The organism is Verrucosispora sp. TAA-831 (assembly GCF_050780145.1).
Classification (GTDB): Bacteria; Actinomycetota; Actinomycetes; order Mycobacteriales; family Micromonosporaceae; genus Micromonospora.
Map to the genome: position 1 here is coordinate 4,369,219 of NZ_CP192240.1, position 16,715 is coordinate 4,385,933.

At 68.0% G+C, this 16,715-nt stretch carries 14 protein-coding genes; 6 read left to right on the top strand and 8 right to left on the bottom strand.

Annotated elements, in window-relative coordinates:
* Window positions 1-4 precede the first annotated feature (4 nt).
* From ACQVFL_RS19520 to ACQVFL_RS19545, 6 genes are all read right to left on the bottom strand, one after another.
* On the bottom strand, window positions 5-889 hold the full coding sequence (locus ACQVFL_RS19520; protein ID WP_396697125.1) for a carbohydrate ABC transporter permease: 885 nt from the start codon (window positions 887-889) through the stop codon (window positions 5-7).
* Between the two features lie 4 nt (window positions 890-893).
* Complete coding sequence (locus tag ACQVFL_RS19525) at window positions 894-1,766, bottom strand: carbohydrate ABC transporter permease (protein ID WP_396697123.1); 873 nt, start codon at window positions 1,764-1,766, stop codon at window positions 894-896.
* A gap of 133 nt (window positions 1,767-1,899) precedes the next feature.
* The gene (locus tag ACQVFL_RS19530) at window positions 1,900-3,249 is read right to left on the bottom strand and encodes an ABC transporter substrate-binding protein (protein WP_396697121.1); all 1,350 of its coding nucleotides are present in this window, start codon (window positions 3,247-3,249) and stop codon (window positions 1,900-1,902) included.
* The gene (locus ACQVFL_RS19535; protein WP_431727244.1) at window positions 3,246-4,085 is read right to left on the bottom strand and encodes a cyclase family protein; all 840 of its coding nucleotides are present in this window, start codon (window positions 4,083-4,085) and stop codon (window positions 3,246-3,248) included. The genes ACQVFL_RS19530 and ACQVFL_RS19535 overlap by 4 nt, the downstream gene beginning before the upstream one ends.
* Window positions 4,082-4,903, bottom strand: coding sequence for a cyclase family protein (locus ACQVFL_RS19540; protein WP_431727245.1), 822 nt, complete (start codon window positions 4,901-4,903; stop codon window positions 4,082-4,084). The genes ACQVFL_RS19535 and ACQVFL_RS19540 overlap by 4 nt, the downstream gene beginning before the upstream one ends.
* Window positions 4,904-4,967: 64 nt before the next feature.
* Window positions 4,968-5,705: a GntR family transcriptional regulator gene (locus ACQVFL_RS19545; RefSeq protein ID WP_396697115.1), complete on the bottom strand. Its 738-nt coding sequence runs from the start codon at window positions 5,703-5,705 to the stop codon at window positions 4,968-4,970.
* Window positions 5,706-6,152: 447 nt separating this feature from the next.
* Between ACQVFL_RS19545 and ACQVFL_RS19550 the strand changes: the two genes are divergently transcribed.
* Both ACQVFL_RS19550 and ACQVFL_RS19555 read left to right on the top strand, forming a co-directional pair.
* A complete protein-coding gene (locus tag ACQVFL_RS19550; protein ID WP_431727246.1) occupies window positions 6,153-7,418 on the top strand; it encodes a serine/threonine-protein kinase in 1,266 nt (421 codons plus the stop codon).
* A gap of 89 nt (window positions 7,419-7,507) precedes the next feature.
* Complete coding sequence (locus tag ACQVFL_RS19555) at window positions 7,508-9,286, top strand: substrate-binding and vWA domain-containing protein (RefSeq protein WP_431727247.1); 1,779 nt, start codon at window positions 7,508-7,510, stop codon at window positions 9,284-9,286.
* Between the two features lie 152 nt (window positions 9,287-9,438).
* On the opposite strand, the gene ACQVFL_RS19560 is transcribed toward ACQVFL_RS19555, so the two are convergent.
* On the bottom strand, window positions 9,439-10,698 hold the full coding sequence (locus tag ACQVFL_RS19560) for a glycosyltransferase (protein WP_396697109.1): 1,260 nt from the start codon (window positions 10,696-10,698) through the stop codon (window positions 9,439-9,441).
* 202 nt (window positions 10,699-10,900) lie between these two features.
* On the opposite strand from ACQVFL_RS19560, the gene ACQVFL_RS19565 reads away from it, so the two are divergent.
* Window positions 10,901-12,373, top strand: coding sequence for a condensation domain-containing protein (locus tag ACQVFL_RS19565; protein WP_431727248.1), 1,473 nt, complete (start codon window positions 10,901-10,903; stop codon window positions 12,371-12,373).
* A 175-nt stretch (window positions 12,374-12,548) separates the two neighbouring features.
* Here ACQVFL_RS19565 and ACQVFL_RS19570 read toward each other — a convergent pair whose 3' ends face one another.
* Window positions 12,549-13,391: an aldo/keto reductase gene (locus ACQVFL_RS19570; protein ID WP_431727249.1), complete on the bottom strand. Its 843-nt coding sequence runs from the start codon at window positions 13,389-13,391 to the stop codon at window positions 12,549-12,551.
* Between the two features lie 231 nt (window positions 13,392-13,622).
* On the opposite strand from ACQVFL_RS19570, the gene ACQVFL_RS19575 reads away from it, so the two are divergent.
* The 3 genes from ACQVFL_RS19575 to ACQVFL_RS19585 all read left to right on the top strand — a co-directional run bounded on the left by ACQVFL_RS19575 (window position 13,623) and on the right by ACQVFL_RS19585 (window position 16,662).
* A complete protein-coding gene (locus ACQVFL_RS19575) occupies window positions 13,623-14,204 on the top strand; it encodes a type 1 glutamine amidotransferase domain-containing protein (protein ID WP_431727250.1) in 582 nt (193 codons plus the stop codon).
* Window positions 14,205-14,947: 743 nt separating this feature from the next.
* Window positions 14,948-15,490: an SRPBCC family protein gene (locus ACQVFL_RS19580; protein WP_431727251.1), complete on the top strand. Its 543-nt coding sequence runs from the start codon at window positions 14,948-14,950 to the stop codon at window positions 15,488-15,490.
* Entirely contained in the window at window positions 15,487-16,662 is a 1,176-nt protein-coding gene (locus ACQVFL_RS19585) for a zinc-dependent alcohol dehydrogenase (RefSeq protein WP_431727252.1), read from the top strand. Before ACQVFL_RS19580 ends, ACQVFL_RS19585 begins: the two co-directional genes overlap by 4 nt.
* Window positions 16,663-16,715 lie beyond the last annotated feature (53 nt).

Sequence of the window (16,715 nt, forward strand, 5' to 3'; positions counted from 1 at the left end):
CTGGTCACTTGACGCTGCCCATCGTCATTCCGGTCACGATGTGCCGCTGCGCGGCGAGGGTGAGGAGGAAGACGGGCAGCATGATGATCGAGGCGTAGGCCATCATCGGCCCCCAGTCCAGGGACGCCTCGTGGACGAAGTTGAAGACGGCTACCGGCAGGGTGCGGCTGTCGCCGTCGGAGAGGATCAGCGCCATCTTGAAGTCGTTCCAACTGAAGATGAACGCGAGGATCCCGGCGGTGAGCATGCCGGGCCGGGTCAGTGGTACGGCGATCCGCCAGAACGTCTCCAGTTTCCCGCATCCGTCGACCTGGGCCGCGTCGTGGACCTCGTCGGGCAGGGCGGCGAAGAAGTTCACCATGATGAAGACGGTGAGCGGGAACGTGATGATGACGTGCGACAGGACCAGTGCCGGGTAGGTGCCGACCATTCGCAGCGCGGTGAACGCGACGAAGAACGGCACCAGGTAGGCCACTCCGGGCAGCAGCCGGGCGGTCAACAGCGACAGCGAGAGCTTCGTCTGCCGGTAGCGGGCGATGCTGTAGGCCGCAGGCACACCGATGAGCAGCCCGAGCAGGCTGGAGGAGGCGGCGACGATCAGGCTGTTCGTCATGTAGCGCGCGAACGGGGTGCGGGTCAGTGCCGCCTGGTAGTTGTCCAGGGTGGGAGTGAAGTCGAACCACTTCGGCGGGATCGTGTAGATGTCGACCTGCTGCTTGAACGACGAGGTCAGCATCCAGAAGAACACGAACAGGGCCGGGGCGAGCGCGACGGTGACGGTGACGGCGAGCGCGATCCGACCGAGGATCGATCGCCGTCGGCGAGGTCTGGCCGCCGGTCGGGTCGGCGGTGTCGCGGTGGCTCGGGTGGCGGTCAGGGTCTCGGACATCGGTTCACCCCTGGTCGGTCCGCGCCCGGAGGCGGGTGAAGACGATCGCCACGACGAAGACCAGTAGGGTCAGCCAGACCAGCAGCATCGACCCGTACCCGAAGTGCAGGTACGACAGGCCCTGCTTGAAGGCGTACAGGTTGAGGGTCTCCGAGGCGGTTCCGGGACCGCCGTCCGTGATGACTTTGATGATGTCGAACGTCTTGATGGCGTCGATGAGTCGGAACAGTGCGGCGACGAGGATGACCGGGCTCAACAACGGCAGCGTGACGCTGACGAAGGTACGCACCGGCCCCGCGCCGTCGACCTTGGCCGCCTCGAACGGTTCCTGCGGAAGCGCGGCCAGCCCGGCCAGCACGATCAGCATCACCAACGGCGTCCACATCCAGGTGTCCACGATCGCCAGCGCCGGGATGACGAGGTTGGCGTCACTGATCCAGAGCAGGGTCGGTCCACCGACGGATTGCACGAGGTAGTTGAGGATGCCGATGGTCGGGTCGAACATCATCTTCCATACCAGGGCGACTGCGGCCGGTGTCGCGATCATGGGGAACATGAACAGGGTGCGGGCCACGCCTCGGCCGGGGAAGCGCTGGTGGAACAGCAGGGCCGCCCCGACGCCGAGGACGACCTGCAGCCCTACCGACAGGGTGACGAAGTAGATGGTGCGCCAGATGCTGCCCCAGAACTGGCCGTCAGTCAGCGAGCGGGTCAGGTTGTCCAGACCGACGAACTCCGGTGGCCGTAGCCCGCCGGACCACTCGTGGAAGCTGAGATAGACGGTGTATCCGATCGGGAACGCCAACATCGCGACGACGACGATCAGTGCCGGGGCCGGCAGGATGTACCGGTCGTATCGGTCGAGAACGTCGAGCAAGGTGCGGCGTGGTGCGGGCTGCGGGGGCTTGCGCGCAGCCCGTGGGGGGCTTTGGGTGAGCGGAGCCATCGGGACCAGGTCCTCCCTTGCGAGGTCCGCGGCCGGAGGAGTGGCCTCCGGCCGCGGCCGATCACTAGCGCATCGCGTCGAGCAGGCCCTGCAGCTTGTCGTTCTGCTGGTCGGCCGTCCGCTTCAGGGCGTCGCCGGTCTGACCCTCCAGACCCTTGTTGGCGACCAGTCCGGCGATCTCGCGGGCCTCGACGCCCGGGGTCACCGGCGGGTTCATCCGGGCCCGTGCCGTCTGGGTGCTGCTCAGCACCACCTGGGTGAACTCGGGCGTCTTGTCGGCCTGCTTGAACTCCGGCGACTCCCAGGCCGACGCGCGCGGGCTGGGCCAGCCGGTGAGTTTCAGGTCGAGGTTCATCTGCTTGCTGGTGGCCCACTGGATGAAGTACCAGGCGGCGTCACCCTTCTCGGAGAAGGGGTTGATCCCGTAGCCCCAGCCGCCGATGAACGGCGCGGCGTCGCAGTCGGCGCGGGGGACGGTGGTGTATCCGACGTTGCCGGCCACCCGGGACTTCGTCGGATCCTCCAGGTCCTTGACGAACAGGTTCACGTCCAGGAAGGCGAAGACGTTGCCCTGCGCGAACTGCTGGGAGGGCACCGGCCAGTCGAATCCGGCGATGCCCGGCGGACCGTACTTCGTGCCGAGTCGTCCGTACGCCTCGTACGCCTTGAGCGCCTCCGGCGTGTTGATCGCCGCCTTGCCGTCGGTCACCCACTCGCCGCAGTGTGCGTAGAGGAAGGACGAGAACGGTGTGGTGGTCTGGTACGGGATCCCGCGCAGTGCGAAACCGAACACCCGGTTGCCGGGGTCGTGTACGGCCGCTGCGGCGGCGTCCCACTCGGCGAACGTGGTCGGCACCTCCAGACCGGCCTTCTCCAGCAGGTCCTTGCGGTAGTAGACCAGATCGGTCTGCATCTCCCAGAGGACGGTGACGGTCTGTTCCTCCACGGTCATCGCCTTGCGGATGCCGGCCCCGAAGTCCTCGAAGTCGTACTCCGGGTTGGTGGTCCCCGGGTTGGTCAGGTACGGGCCGAGGTCGGTGTACCAGCCGTTCTTGGCGAACTGCAGGCCGTCGACCTCGGGAAAGGTCGCCATGACGTCGAAGTCCGAGGCCCGCGAGGTGAGCCGTACCGGCAGGTTCTGCCGGTAGCTGGTGACGTCGGACCCCTCGATCTCGACGGTGATGCCGGTGAGGTCGGTGAACTCGGCGAGCCCGGCCCGCAAGCTCTCCACCTGACCGGTGTCGGCCACGTAGACCTTGATCGACTGGCCGTCGTAGCGCTTCCAGTCGAAGGTGTCGCCGGTGTATTCCGGGCCCTGGTTCCCGGCGCCGCCCCCGCCGCAGGCGGTGACGGCCAGCGTCGCGGTCAGGGCTATCGCGAGGGTCCGTGTTATCGATCGAAAGGATTGCTTCATGTCGGTTCTCCTGACGAGAAGACCGGTGTGTCGGGCGCACCGTCGTCGCCGGACATCTGAGCGACCACGGTGCAGGGCACCTCGCCGACGCCCTGCACATTGAGCGGGGCGAGGGTGAGCCGGATCCGGTGCCCGGCGAGGGCACCACATCCGACCAGTCCGGCCACGGTCCAGATGGACTCGGTCAGAGTCAGGGTGGCGGCCCAGTCGTGCCGCACCTTCTCCGGCCGGTAATGCGTGAGATAGATCGTGGCGGCGTCCGACGGGTACGACGGGCGAAGCCAGGGCTGTAGTGCGGTCCACTCGGTCCGGGCGTGGTCGCCACCCGGCCGGTCGAGGTAGAGGCAGTCGGTGAGCAGCAGATCCGACGAGTTGGCGCCGAGCCGCTCGACCAAGAGCTGTGCCGCCGCGACACTCAGGTAGGGCCCGTCGAGGTAGTACGCCGCTTCTCCGAAGCGATCCGGCTCGTCACCCCAGCCCGTCGCCAGGACCACCGCGTCACCGGTACGCAGGTCGGCGTCGTCAAGCGCGGCACGGACGGTGTCGGTGGCGATCTCGCCGCCCGGTCCGGCCTGGCACGACAGCACGATCGCCGACCGACCGAGCAGCCGCTGCGGCGGCAACTGGTCGACGGTGGCTCCGGTGGGTGAACCGAGCGCGGGACCCAGCAATCGGGTCGCGGAACCGCTGCCCATGGTGATGTGGAAGAGGTTCGCGCCGTTGTGGGTCAGCGTCGCGATCTCCTCGGTCCGGTACGGCGCCTCCCAGGGAAAGAAGCTGCCGGCCGGTGACTCGGTGGTGATCGGGCGGGTCAGGTTGATGGTGCGCAGGGTCATCGGGCCTCTCCCGCCTCGTCGCCGTCCACAGCCAGCACGGTGCACGGGGCTCCTTCGGCTCCCGCGAGGAACAGGGGCAGGACGGTGACCCGGACACGCTTGCTGCGCAGCGCGCCGCAGTTGGCCACCGCGGCGACCGGTGACATCGCGAGATGCAGGACGACCGACGACCCCCAGTCCGGAGCGCCGCCACCGGCGCCGCGTTCCGGTGTGTAGTGCCGCATGTAGGTGCGGGCCTGCGGGGAGGGGAACGGCGGGCGATCCCACGGCTTGCGGGAGGCCCATTCCGGAAACATGAAGCCCTCACCGAGATTGCCGATGTACGCGCAGTCGGTCAGCATCAGGTCGCTGCCGCGTTCGGTCATCACCTCCGCCAGTCGTTTCGCGCCGTCCAGCGAGAAGTGCGGAGTGGTGGTCGCGTACTCGTCACCGAGCGTGCGGTAGCGTTCGTCGTCGCCCCATCCGGTGCGCAGCAACACGGCGTCACCGTCGCGGTAGTCGGGATCGCCCACGACGGCGCGCTCGATGTCGTCGGCCTCAATCTCCTCGCCGGCCTGTTTCGGGATGTCGATGACGACCGTCTCGCGGTCGACCAGCGTGCCGTAGTCGAGTTCGTGGATCCTGAGCGCGTCGTCGTCGTAGCAGGCGCCGAGCATGAGCCGGGTCCCGGCCTCGCTGTGGAAGCTCATGTGGTGCGTCGCGACACCCTGCCGTCCGTGCGTCGTCACCGGCGTGAGCTGGAAGGGGGAGTCCCAGGCCCAGACGTTTCCGACCGGCATGAACGGATAGAGCGGCAGCGTCAGGTTGACAGTCTTCATCGGGCCTCGCTATCTCTCGGTGCGGTCCGGGCGTCGGTCCGGCGGCCGGGGTCCGGCGCAGGGCTCAGGCGCCCGGGACGCCCTGGGGGAAGTAGAGACGGGGCTGGGCGGCCGCCCAGCGGCTGCGCTGGTCGGCCATCACGCCGCCGACCAGGTAGACGTGGTGGATCACCTGCTCGGAGATGGCTTCGGCGTCACCGCCGCGCACCACGTCGAGCAGGATCCGGTGCGACTCCGCGATGTCCTGCACGCCCAGCGTCGGACCGACCATGTTGAGCCACAGTCGGAAAAGCACGTGCTGCTCGTCCCAGGCCTTCATGATCCGGGGCAGGCCGCACGGCGCGCAGAGGGTGCGGTGGAACCGGTAGTCCAGGTCGGCGATCCGGCGGGTGTCACCGGCCGCGGATGCCTCGTGCATCTGAGAGATCAGATCCTCGAGGTCGGAGACGTCGGACGGTTGCAGCCGTGGTGACGCCTGCTGGTAGGCCAGGGTCTCCAGCACGGTACGGACCATGTGCAGTTCATGAACGTCGTCCTCGGTCAACTGGACGACGCGGGTGGTACGCGCGGACTCCTCGACGAGCAGGCCGTCCCGCTTGAGCAGCCAGATGGCCTCGCGCAGTGGTGCACGGCTGACGCCGAGTCGCCGGGCCAGTGACTCTTCCACGATCCGGGTGCCCGGCGGCAGTGTGCCGTCCAGAATCGCCGTCCGCAGCACGTCGTAGGTCGACTCGCTGAGCACGACCTTCTGGGGCACGCGCAGCGCGGCGACGGACGATGCGGATTCGGCCGAGTTGACCATGCGACAACCTTCCGGAGGGGGCCCGGACTCGATGAAGTCCGGCGACTTATCGTCGACGGTGTACGGTAGACGGAAACGTAGCCGTAACATGAATGACCCGTCAAGAGGCCCGGCACAGGCTGTTTCTGGACGCGAATCCCCTGGTAGACGCAGTGTGAGCGGGTGAACGACACCGAGCCACGCCCAAGTCCGACACGCCGCCGCAACGCGCACGAGCCGCCATCCCGCAGACACTCGGCGGCGTCAAGTGTGCGGGGTCGACAGCCGAGCGGGCACTGCTCATTCCGGTCGATGGCGCTGGTCGCACTTCGCGACGCCGACACCGAACCGGAGTCTGCCGACCAACCGAAGCCCGTGGTCCGACGTTCTCGGTCACCGACGGCGGGCATGGCACGATACCCGTGTCCTGCGCCGCCAGTGGCCGGGCACGACGCTGATGGAGTCGGGATGTCAGAACTGGCCGGCACCCCGGTGCCGGGCTTGACGAAGCTGTGGACCCACGATCCGGTCACCGCCGGCCCGTATCGCCTGGTCGGCCGGCTGGGCGCGGGTGGACAGGGGGTCGTCTATCTCGGTGAGGACGACGCCGGTGACCGGGTCGCGGTCAAGATGATCAACGTCGATCTGAGCGATCCACGGGCGCGGTCGCAGTTCGTGAAGGAGATCGCCGCCGCACGCCGGGTCGCTCCGTTCTGCACCGCGCAGGTTCTCTTCGCCGAACTGGACGGCGAGCAGCCCTATGTGGTCAGTGAGTTCATCGAGGGTCCCACCCTGCACCGACACGTCCGAGAGCACGGCCCGGTGACCGGTAACGCCCTGCACCGGCTCGCCGTCGGCACGGTCACCGCGCTCGCCGCGATCCACGGTGCCGGCGTGGTGCACTGCGATCTGAAGCCGGACAATGTCGTGCTCGGCAAGGACGGTCCTCGGGTGATCGACTTCGGCATCGCACGCGCGTTGGGAGTCACCGAGACCGCGTCCAGCCGAGTCATGGGGACCACCGCGTACATGGCGCCGGAGCGGTTCCGCAACGACGCGGTCGGTCCGCCCTGCGACGTCTTCGCCTGGGCGGCCACGATCGCCTTCGCTGCCGGCGGTCAGCCGCCGTTCGGCAACGATTCGCTCTTCGCGGTGATGCACCGAGTGCTGCACGACCCACCCGAGCTGCCCACGTTTCCGGCCGCGCTGGAGGAGCTGATTCGGGAGTGCCTGGCCAAGGATCCGGCGGATCGGCCGGATGCCGAACGTGTGCTGGTGCGGCTGCTCCGACAGGACGCCACAATCACCACACCACTACGTCGGGAGAACCTGCTCGAGGTCGGCAACGAGACAGCGGGCGCGCCGACACCGAACCACCCGCTCCCCCACATCACGCCGACGACACCGCAGCCACGCCCGACGTTGCCGCAGACTCCGACCCAGCCGACGGTGCCGGCCCAGTCCCGGCCGTCGCAGCCGGCACACCTTCCGGTGCCGGAGCCCGGCGTCGGTGCCGAGCCTGAGGGCGCGTTACGGCGGCTGCGTCACGAGGCTTCGGACGCCTGGGGCATCTCGACCGCACTCTTCCTCGGTGCGGTGGGCGCCGCCGCCGGCTACATCGCGTCGAGCGCGATCGGTCCGGCCGCCGCGGCCGGGGCGGTCACCTTCGTCGTGGTCTACCTGGTGCGGCTACTCGTCGCCGTGGCGGTCGGGGGACGGTCCGACCACGGGTGACTCGCTACGGTGTGGGGTGCCTGGGAGGCCGGCTGGCGCCGGATCGATAGGTTGACTGCCACCAGCCGCATGCTGAGGAGGACGTCCCGATGACCCCATCCGCTACGCGTACGCGGCAGTGGTTGCCCTACACCGCCGCCTTCACTGCCGGGCTGGTGGTCATCGTCGGGGCGTTCGTGTTCGTGCAACAGCGCGAGGCGGGCGACGAGGGACCCCGTACCGACTGCGACATTGCCCTCCAGGTCAACTCCTCCACGGAGAAGGCGGCGCTGCTGGTCGACCTGGCCGAGCGCTACAACCGCAGCACCCGGTCGGTCGACGGCGGTTGCGCCCAGGTGCACGTCAGCGCGTTGAACTCGGGGAAGGCCACCGAGGCGCTGGCCACCGGATGGGCTGACACCGGCCTGCCGCAACCGCAGGTCTGGCTGCCGACGTCGAGTCTGTGGACCGGTCAGCTCCGGCTGCTCGACCAGGCCGCCGGGCGGGCACCGCAGACACCGGACCGCTACCCGTCGATCGCCAACAGCCCGCTGGTGATCGCGATGCCGCAGCCCAAGGCCGAGCTGGTACGCCAGCGCGGGCCGCTGGGTTGGGGAGAGATCCTGGGCCTGTCCGGGCGGGACGGGTGGGCGGGCTTCGGCAAGCCGGAATGGGGCCGGTTCACGTTCGGCAAGGACAACCCGAACCTGTCCACCTCCGGGCTGGCGGCGACCATCGCCACCTACTACGCGGCGGTGCAACGGTCCAGCGACCTGACCCGATCCGACCTGGCCAAACCCGCTGTCACCCAGTTCGTGCGGCGGATCGAGGCCAACGTGGCGCACTACAGCGACGACTCGGTGGACCTGCTGCGCAGCCTCGCCGAGGCGGACCTGGCAGGCCGTACGGACGACATGAGTGCCATCGTCCTGCAGGAGGAACTGGTGGACCTCTACAACACGGGTGCGTTGAGCCCTCGGCAGGACGGGCAGGAGCGGGGCCGCCGTCCGAACGTCCCACTGGTCGCCGTCCACCCCAAGGAGGGCACGTTCAACCTGGACCATCCATTCGTGGTGCTGCCCTCCGCCGATGAGCGGCAGCGCGCGGCAGCAGCCGACTTCCATGCCTTTCTGACCGAGGACGCCCAGCAGGAGAGCTTCACCCGCCTCGGTTTCCGGGACCACGAACGCCGCGCCTCGGCGGAGCTGCTTGCCAGCGTCGGCGACGAGCCGACCGGCGGGCTGACGTACTTCGAGCCCCCGGACCCGCAGGTGGTCGGTGCGATGTTGGACGGTTGGCGCACCCTCCGCAAGAAGGCCAACATCCTGATCGCCCTGGACACGTCGGGGTCGATGCAGGCCATGATCGGCACGCGTACCCGTTTCCAGGTCGCCTCGGCGGCGGCGGGCAAGGGCCTCGCGTTGCTCAACAGCGAAGACCGGGTGGGGCTCTGGTCTTTCTCCTCGGAGACCTCGAAACGGCCGCAGAGCCCCTACCGTGAGGAGGTTCCGCTCGGCGCGTTCGACCAGAAGCGGCTCACCCGCAAGATCGACGACTTGCACGTCGAGGGCGGCACCGCGCTCTACGCGACGGTCCGGGCCGCCCACCGGGAGCTGCTCGACCGGTACGACCCGCAGCGGATCAACGCGATCGTCGTGCTGACCGACGGCAAGAACGAGTACACCAAGGACAACGACCTGGCCCGCCTGCTCGACGAGGTCGCCCTGGATCCGCAGCGTCCGGTGAAGGTGTTCTGCATCGCCTTCGACCGGGAGTCGGACTTCGCCACCCTGGACAAGATCGCCAAGGCATCGTCGGGCAAGGCCTACGACGCCACCGATCCCGCCACGATCGACGAGGCGTTCGTGAAGCTGGTCAGCAGCTTCTGACGTACTCCCTGGCCCGCACCGGGCCGGTGCGACCGTGACGCGGATCGGGCCTCGCCAAGGCCGACACGGCGACCTTGCCTTTTGCGGCCGTGGGTCGTGAGCAGCTCGCCGTGGTGGACGTTTGCGCCGTCGTCGTGGGCGCGGTGTCGGCGTCACGCCAAGAAGCCGTTGATCGCCGTGGTGGCGTTGCGCGGACCGTCCTCTTCGCTGATCCTTGCGCCGATCGCTTGAGCGCGGGATGCGTAGCGGGGATCGTCAGCCAGTTCCCGGAGTCGTCGCGTCAGTGTGACCTCGGTGAGCGACTTCAGGGGCAGCGGCCGGGGGCCGGCGCCGATGGCGGGCACGCGGTGTGCCCAGAAGAACTGGTCGGCGAAGCTGGGCAGGACGAGTGACGGTTTGCCATGGGTCAGGACCTGGGCGAGGGTGCCTGCCCCACCGTGATGCACGACTGCCGCGACCTGACGGAGGATCTGGTCGTAGTCGAGTTGGTCGACCACGTGAAGGGAATGGGGATCATCGGTGTGGTCGAGCCCTGCGACGCCACGCTGCAGGATGATCCGTAGTCCCGCAGCGCGAGCGGCAGAAACCATGATCCGACTGGTCCTTTCCGGGTTCGGCACCGGCGTCGAGCCGAGTGTGACCAGCACCGGCGGAGCACCGTCTGCCAGGAACCGACGGGTTGCGGAGTCCAGCGGAACGCCTTCTCGGGCGGCGGTCCGTAGGTAGCCGGTGGTCACCACGTCGGCCGGCCAGTCTGCGGGGCGCGGCAGGACCTGCGGGCTCACGCCGACGACCACTCCAGCTCGTCGGCGCCGGAGGGTCAGGGCCTGCCGGGTGGAGATCGGCGGACGGTTGAGGATGTCGCCGCCGAGCCGGTTCATGATCCTTCCGGTCAGACCCCACGCGAGCCAGCCGTCGGCGGAGTACGAAAGCCGGTTGGCGACGGGCCCCAGCGTGTGGCCGATACGATGCCCGAGGGCGCAGGGGAACGCGCGGGTCGGAACTGCGGGCACATGGTGCACTTGGATGACGGGCAGCCGCAGCCGGTCGGCCACGTCGAGGGCGGGGAACGTCATCGGGTGGCAGAGCACCGCGTCCGCGTCTCTTGCGGCGGCGAGCGTGACTCGGTAGACGCGCTCGAACTGCGGTGCCAGCGCCGACATCAGTCGTGCTATCGCCAGTGGGTCGTAGTTTCTTCGTAGGGCCGCGCGAGCTGCGGGCAGGCCGAGGAGCTCTCGGCTGTCGTCCATGTCGATCAGCCGCAGGCCGACACCCGTGTTCCGGCCGAGGCTGCCGAACTCGCTCTGGGTGACCAGCCGGACTTCGTGTCCTGCTTCGACGAGCGCCTGCCCGAGTGCGACGAAGGGAGCCACATCTCCCCGTGACCCGAGTGTCACCAATACCAATATCATCGTCCGGCTCTCTGCTTGACTCGCAACCGGTTTCCACGTTACGACTTCCACCCTCTCATCCGGCAACAACCGGCCCACCACTCTTCTTTTGATGGAATTTCCACAGCCCGTCACCCGCCAATTGTGCGAACCCGGTCTTATCGTCCGAAACCGGCGGCGAGGAAGGAGGCATACGGACGGCTCACGGATACACTCGGCGCTAGTGACTGAAAGTCAGTCGGACGCTGCAAGGGCAATCTCCGGTCGGATGTTTCCTACCTGTTTCTTCGACCCAGATTGGTGGACTGAGGTGCGGCAAATCCCACTCTCGGATCTCGACTTGACGCCCGGACACATTCATGAGTGGCGGTTGCGTGCACCGGAAACGCTCGACCCCGTCACCCTTGGCACGAAAGCTGCCTCCTTCAATCAAGAGAAGCACTTCATGGCAGCGGTCTCCGCCCGCCGGGAGCACGCTTCCGAGGACTACTGGGTAGCGATGACCTTCCAGATTCCCGGTCAGGTCGACCTGACCACGCTGGAGGCTGCCCTGCACCGCTTCGTCGAACGCCACGAGGTTCTGCGGTGCGGCTTCGAGCACCTGGTCGGCGGCCTGCGGTGCGACGTCATGTCACCGGCTGACATCGTGTTGGAGCACACCGACGTGGGCGAGAGGACAGCGGCTGCCGCGCTCAGCCACCTGGAGACGACGTTCAACGAGACGATCAACACCCTGACGTGGCCGCTCTTCCGCATGGGTGTCGTGGTCGGCGGTGATCACTCCACCGTCTTCCTGGCGTTCGATCACATCGTGTGTGACGGGATATCCCTCACGGTCGCGGTCGACGACATTCAGCGGTCGTACGCTGCCCTCGCCGCAGGTGAACAGCTCCCTACCGAGCCCGCAGGCAGCTATCTGGATTTCGCCGAGTCACAACGAGGGCGATATTCCGGGATAGCAGCGGATGGTCCGGAGTTGGCGTACTGGAGATCCTTCATCGACGAGTCCGGCGGACTGTTTCCCCCGATCCCCCTTGACCTAGGCGTCGAGCCTGGTCGCATGTATCCGGCCCGAAACCTCACGGTCCGTCTGCTGGACGACGAGGATGCGACGGCGTTCGAGCACCTGTGCGCACAACACGGCGGAAAGCTCTTCATGGGACTTCTGGCGGCGGTGGGAATCGCGTTACGACGGGTGTCCGGCGCGACGACGTACCACGGTTTTCTGCCGATCAGCGAACGGCGCGACCCCCGGTGGCGCGAGTCTTTCGGCTGGTTCGTCAACACCATGCCGATCACCTTCCCGATCTCAGAATCGCTCTCCTTCCCGGAGATACTCGACTCCGTACGCACCGGTTTCCACTCCTTGATCAGGCATGTGGACGTGCCATTCGTCAAGGCGTGGGAGTTACTCGCACCGCAGTACTACCATCTGCGCACATGGCCGTTTCCGGTCAACTTCTTCTCTTTCATCGACTACCGGAAGATGCCGAACGCGTCCGAGTACGACGTCTGGCGACCCACCACGATCCCACAGGCGTCCCACACCAACACCGGCAACATGTGGTTCTATCGAAACTCCTCCGGCATCCATCTGAACCGGATCATCGCGGATACGCCACAGTGCCGACAGGCCATGTCCGACTATCAGCATGCCATCGCCGACACGCTCACGGAACTGACGGAAACGGCCTGACCGCCCACCGGGCAACGGCGGTCGACCGGATGACTCTCATCGCCGACATCTGCTGACCTCGCCATCTCCGACCCCTCCCCCGTCACCGCCGGGTGGCCTCGACACCCGTGGTGGTGGAGAAGGACAGCGGGCCGCCGACCTCGACCAGCGCCGTCCACCGAAACGGTCGGCGACGCTACAACATCTCCAGCGGCTGCGGTTCGGCCGGCGGCGGGAACGCCGTGTCGAGTGCCGCCACGTCCTCCTCGCTCAGTCGCAGGTCGCGCGCTTCCGCGTTCTCCCGGGTGTGTGCGGGCTTGGACGACCGAGGGATGGCCGCGACCCTCGCCTGCCGCAACAGCCAGGCCAGCGCCACCTGAGCGGGGGTGACCCCGTGCCGGGCGGCGGTCTCGGCGACTTGAGGGTGGCCGAGTAGTCGACCCTGCTCGATCGGCGAGTACGCCATCACCGGGATGTGGTGCTCGCGTAGCCACGGCAGCAGGTCGTACTCGGGACCGCGCCGGGTGAGGTTGTACAGGATCTGGTTGGTCGCGCAGGCGCTGCCACCTGCTTCGAAGAGCTCCTTCATGTCGGAGAGATCGAAGTTGCTCACGCCCCACTGCCCGATGTCGCCGGCGTCGACGAGTTCGGCGAACGCCTCGATCGTCTCCGCGAGTGGATTCGTGCCACGCCAGTGCAGCAGGTAGAGGTCGATGTGGTCGACGCCGAGTCGTTGCATGCTACGGCGGCAGGCCTGCACGGTACCCCGTCGGCTGGCGTGGGACGGAAGCACCTTGTCGACCAGGAAGACGTCGGCGCGTCGTCCGACGATCGCCTCGCCGACGAGTTCTTCGGCGGCGCCGTCACCGTACATCTCGGCAGTGTCGATCATTGTCATGCCCAGGTCGAGCCCGGTGCGTAGGGCGGCTATCTCGTCCTGTCGCCTCTCGGGGTGCTCGCCCAGGTACCAGGTGCCCTGGCCGAGCACGGGCATCGTCTGGCCGGACGGCAACTCGATCGCGTCGGCAGCGAGGGTCATGTCGTGACCTTCCCGGAGCATGGGTACCAGTGAGTTGCCTGCGTTACCCGCTGCGGCAGGCAGCACACCTCGTGGCGCGGACCTTCTCCGCTGTACAGAGGGCGCAGGGGGACGCACTTGCGGCCTCGACTGACGTTCGCTGGTCCGTTTGCCCATGCCCGCACCGGGAAGGCGACGACGTTCGATCGATGCGCCGCCGAGGGGCGGTGCCGCGAAGGGAGGGCCGCAGAGATGGCGCAGGGTCAGCAGCCACTGGCTGGCAAGCGGGTCGCGTGCCTCGCCGCCGATGGGGTGGAGGATGTGGAGTACGCCCAGTCCCGGGCCGCCGCGGAGCAGGCCGGGGCCGAGGTCCACCTGATCTCGTTGCAGTCCGGCGAGATCCAGTCGATGAACCAGGACATCGATCCGGCCAACCGCTATCGGGTGGACCGGACCGTGGACGAGGCCGATCCGGCCGACTACGACGCCCTGTTGCTGCCGGGCGGGACGGTCAACCCCGACCGGCTCCGGATGAGCCCACCGGCGATGGACTTCGTCCGGGCGTTCTTCCAGCAACAGAAGCCGGTGGCAGCGATCTGCCACGGACCCTGGTCGTTGGTCGAGACCGGAATGGTCAACGGCCGGACCGTCACCTCGTTTCCCAGCCTGCGCACCGACATCCGCAACGCTGGCGGGACCTGGGTGGATAAGCAGGTCCAGGTCGACAACGGACTGGTCACCAGCCGCAATCCCAGCGACCTTCCGGCCTTCTGCGCCACGATGGTCGAGCAGTTCGCCCAAGGCGAAGACGTCCGCCACATGGCGACGGCCTGACCCGGTGGGGCTCAGGGTCGAGAGAGCCAGGCCGGACCTGAGCCCTGCGGCGGTCACCCGCCGGCCGGTGTGCCACCGCTTGGCCGGGGCGCGGCTGGTCGACGCAGATCCCCACACCCATCATGGCCATCGCGGCCACGGCATCGTGTCGAGCAGCGGCACCGGATCGCCGCCGTACCACGCAGCGGCCGATGAGCGGCGTGAGGTGGTTTCCGAGGGGTATCCCCCGCCCCTACGGGTCGTGCCCCGGACCGTCGTCGAATGCTCGGCCGGGGTACGACCGGATGCGGAGGCTACCGGTGACGCGACCAGCAACCAGAGAGGCAATCAAGACCAGGCAGGACGAGGTCCAACGGCGGGGACGCGGGCTCGGCTGGGTGAGTCTGGGTCTGGGCGTGGCTCAGCTGGCGGCGCCGGAGACGGTGCGCCGGATCAGCGGCGTGGACGACTCCTCGACGTCCCGGGCGGTGGTGCGGCTGGTCGGGGCGCGGGAACTGGTACACGCGGCCGGGCTCCTGACGAGCCGGCGAAAGGGAATCTGGGCGTGGACGCGGGTCATGGGCGATGCGATGGACCTGGCCGCGCTCGGAATTGCCATCGCTCACCGCGACGGGCGCCGCCGGCGCCGCCTCATCGGTGTCACGGGCGCCATAGTCGGAATCACGGTGGTCGACCTGCTGACAGCCGCGCAGGCGACCCGGTCGTCAGGGCGGGCGGCACGGGGCTCGCGCGAAGGAGGATTCATGGAGCTGACAGCCACGACGACCATCCGCAAACCTCCGCCGGAGGTCTACGCGTACTGGCGCGACCTCGACAACCTCCCGACGTTCATGGCCCACCTGGAGGAGATCCGCACCACCGGTGACCGTACGAGCCATTGGTCCGCCAGCGCGCCGTTCGGCAAGAACGTCCAGTGGGACGCGGAGATCGTCGACGAGGTGGCCGGTGAGAAGATCGCGTGGCGGTCGACCGGCGACGCCGACGTGCCGAACTCCGGCACGGTCCGGTTCATGCCCGCCCCGGACGGTGTCAGCACCGAGGTGCACATCGTCATGTCGTACGACATCCCGGGCGGCGCGGCCGGCAAGGCGGTGGCCAGGTACTTCGGCGAGGAGCCACACCAGCAGCTCGACGACGACCTGCGCCGACTCAAGCAGGCCCTGGAGACCGGCCAGGTGGTCCGATCCGAGGGCGCCCCGTGGGGCAAGCGGGCCCGCAAGGAGTTCCCGCAGCGTCCGGCGCAACCGCCGTCGGATTCCGACCTCGCGAAGGGAGCGGACGCGTGAGGGCGAACACCTGGGTGGGCCGCAACAAGGTGAAGGTCCGTGACGTACCGGATCCCAGGCTCCTGAACGAGCGCGACGCCATCGTACGGATCACCTCCACCGCGATCTGTGGCTCCGACCTGCATCTGGTCGATGGTTACGTGCCCACGATGCAGAACGGCGACGTCATGGGGCACGAGTTCATGGGCGAAGTGATCGAGGTCGGCCGGGGCGTCGACCCCGCTCGGCTGCGCGTCGGGGACCGGGTCGTCGTTCCCTTCCCGATCGCCTGCGGCGCGTGCGGCGCCTGCGCCGCCGAGCTGTACTCCTGCTGCGAGAATTCCAACCCGAATGCCGGGATCGCGGAGAAGATGTTCGGTCACCCCGTCGCCGGGATCTTCGGCTACTCGCATCTGACCGGCGGATTCGCCGGCGGTCAGGCACAGTACGCGCGGGTGCCGTTCGCCGACGTCGGTCCACTGAAGATCGAGTCCGATCTGGCCGACGAGCAGGTGCTGTTCCTCTCGGACATCCTGCCCACCGGCTATATGGGTGCCGAGATGTGTGACATCCAGCCCACCGACGTGGTGGCGGTGTGGGGTGCCGGCCCGGTCGGCCAGTTCGCTATGGACAGCGCCCGGGTGCTCGGCGCCGCGAAGGTCATCGCCATCGACAAGGAGCCGTACCGGCTACAGATGGCCGAGCAGGCGGGCCACACGACGATCAATTTCGACGAGGTCGACGTGCGGTCGCGGCTGTTGGAACTGACCGGCGGGCGGGGACCGGACAAGTGCATCGACGCGGTCGGCATGGAGGCCAGCCACGGTGCCGCGCACGTCCACGCCTACGACCGGGTCAAGCAGGCAGTCCGTGCGGAGACCGAGCGCCCGCACGCGCTGCGGCAGGCGATCACGTCGTGCCGCAGCGGCGGCATCGTGTCGGTGATCGGCGTGTACGGCGGCTTCCTCGACAAGTTCCCCGCCGGCGCCTGGATGAATCGGGCGCTGACCCTGCGCACCGGTCAGTGCCACGTGCAGCGCTACATGAAGCCGCTGCTGGAGCGCATCGAACGCGGCCAGCTCGATCCGGCCCGGGTCATCACCCACACCCTGCCGCTCGACGAGGCGGAACGCGGCTTCGAGATCTTCAAGAACAAGCAGGACAACTGCGAGAAGGTCGTCCTCAAACCCTGACCACCAGCCGCGTCCGGGCACCACGGCCTGTCCCGTGGTGCCCGGACGCGCGG

Excerpts from the sequence above, each read along its gene's own strand:
- ACQVFL_RS19540 (WP_431727245.1), bottom strand. The coding sequence starts at position 4,903 with ATGAAGACTGTCAACCTGACGCTGCCGCTCTATCCGTTCATGCCGGTC.
- ACQVFL_RS19570 (WP_431727249.1), bottom strand. The coding sequence starts at position 13,391 with ATGACCCTCGCTGCCGACGCGATCGAGTTGCCGTCCGGCCAGACGATG.
- ACQVFL_RS19555 (WP_431727247.1), top strand. The coding sequence starts at position 7,508 with ATGACCCCATCCGCTACGCGTACGCGGCAGTGGTTGCCCTACACCGCC.
- ACQVFL_RS19535 (WP_431727244.1), bottom strand. The coding sequence starts at position 4,085 with ATGACCCTGCGCACCATCAACCTGACCCGCCCGATCACCACCGAGTCA.
- ACQVFL_RS19560 (WP_396697109.1), bottom strand. The coding sequence starts at position 10,698 with ATGATATTGGTATTGGTGACACTCGGGTCACGGGGAGATGTGGCTCCC.
- ACQVFL_RS19520 (WP_396697125.1), bottom strand. The coding sequence starts at position 889 with ATGTCCGAGACCCTGACCGCCACCCGAGCCACCGCGACACCGCCGACC.
- ACQVFL_RS19575 (WP_431727250.1), top strand. The coding sequence starts at position 13,623 with ATGGCGCAGGGTCAGCAGCCACTGGCTGGCAAGCGGGTCGCGTGCCTC.
- ACQVFL_RS19530 (WP_396697121.1), bottom strand. The coding sequence starts at position 3,249 with ATGAAGCAATCCTTTCGATCGATAACACGGACCCTCGCGATAGCCCTG.
- ACQVFL_RS19545 (WP_396697115.1), bottom strand. The coding sequence starts at position 5,705 with ATGGTCAACTCGGCCGAATCCGCATCGTCCGTCGCCGCGCTGCGCGTG.
- ACQVFL_RS19580 (WP_431727251.1), top strand. The coding sequence starts at position 14,948 with ATGGAGCTGACAGCCACGACGACCATCCGCAAACCTCCGCCGGAGGTC.
- ACQVFL_RS19550 (WP_431727246.1), top strand. The coding sequence starts at position 6,153 with ATGTCAGAACTGGCCGGCACCCCGGTGCCGGGCTTGACGAAGCTGTGG.